General features: G+C 68.1%; 2 protein-coding genes. One reads left to right on the forward strand and one right to left on the reverse strand.

What is annotated here, in order from left to right; translation table 11 throughout:
* Positions 1-48 precede the first annotated feature (48 nt).
* Positions 49-288, forward strand: coding sequence for a hypothetical protein (locus ICC28_RS39940; RefSeq protein WP_188293781.1), 240 nt, complete (start codon positions 49-51; stop codon positions 286-288).
* Here ICC28_RS39940 and ICC28_RS39945 read toward each other — a convergent pair.
* A partial coding sequence (locus tag ICC28_RS39945) for an IS630 family transposase (RefSeq protein ID WP_223190800.1) occupies positions 289-1,387 on the reverse strand: 1,099 nt, incomplete at its 5' end.

Raw genomic sequence — 1,387 nt, forward strand, 5'->3', positions numbered from 1 at the left:
CTAGTGCTCTGACCGCTATGGTTCGCCGGGTTGAGAGGGAGGACCGGGGTGTTCGTCGAGATCGTCTTCGTGGCGCTGCCGATCGATCGTGACGACGTCGAGGCGGCTCTGGAGGCGGCATTTGAGCTCGACGGCGAGGTCACCGGCGCGGGCAGTGGCATGGGTCGTTGCCACCTTGACCTTGAAATCGCGGAGGGCTCGGACACGACCGCGGCCCTGGAGCGGCTCCGGGCGGTGCTGTCCGAACTGGGAGTCGCGGACTGCGCGACCTTGAACGTCAGCGAATGATCAAGCCGCCGTCCTCGCTCGTCCGCCCCATCGGATGCCCTTCTCACTGCGGATGCGGGCGCGCTCTCGACGCTGGGCGGCAAGGACGTCGGGGTGGCGGGCGTTGGCGTTGCGCCAGCGGAGATGGGCGTGGAGGGCCCGGGTCTGTGTGGTGTGGTTGCGGTGGTTGGAGTTGGCGATCGTGAACTGTCGCAACGGCCCGAAGTGGGCCTCTATAGGGTTGGCCCAGGACGCGTAGGTCGGGGTGAAGCACAACTCGACCCTGTTCTTCTTCGCCCAGCGGCGGATGGTGTCGCCCTTGTGGGCGGACAGGTTGTCCAGGATGACGTAGATCGGGGCGCCATCCCGGCGAGCGGCCCGGATCGATCTGAGCGCGGCCAGGGTGTTCGCGGCGCCCTTCTTGCGACGGTTGACGCCCCACAGGGTGTCGTCGCCGATCGAGTAGCAGCCGTGGAAGTACCGCACTCCGTGAGTGCGGTGGTACGTCGCGGGATGGCGCTCGGGGTGACCAGCAGCAGCCCAGCACGCGCCGGCGGCGGGCCGGATACCAAGCGGGCCGAACTCGTCAAACGCGAACACCCGGTCAGGGAAGCGTTCCAGCACGTGCTCGATGCGGTCGAGCTTGGCGTCACGCTCGGGGTCCGGTGACTCCTTCCAGGTCTTGGTGCGCTGGAAGGTGATGCCGCGGCGGGCCAGCAGGCACCGTAACGCCTCGCGGCCGATCCGGATCACGCGGCCGTGAACACGTCGCAGGTAGGCGGCGAGTTTACGGATGGACCAGCGGGTGAAGGGCTGGCCGAGCTTGGTGGGGCGGGTGGTGGCCGTCTGAACGACGAAGTCCTCGTCGTCACGACTGAGCAGGCGGGGACGGCCTCCCGCCCATCGAGGGTCCAGGCAGACCAGCCCGATCTCGTTGAACCGATGGATCACGTCCCGGACGGTGTCCTCGTCGGCCTGCACCAGCTTGGCGATCACCGGGACCCGATTCCCGCCGGCCGAGGCCAGCAGCATCATCGCGCGCCGGTACCGCACTGAACTGGTGCTGCCCCGGCGCACGATCTGCTGCAGCTTCTGACCCTCCTGGTCGGTCAACCTGCGC

The sequence above is a fragment of the Streptomyces sp. TRM68416 genome, from assembly GCF_014596915.1.
GTDB lineage: Bacteria > Actinomycetota > Actinomycetes > Streptomycetales > Streptomycetaceae > Streptomyces.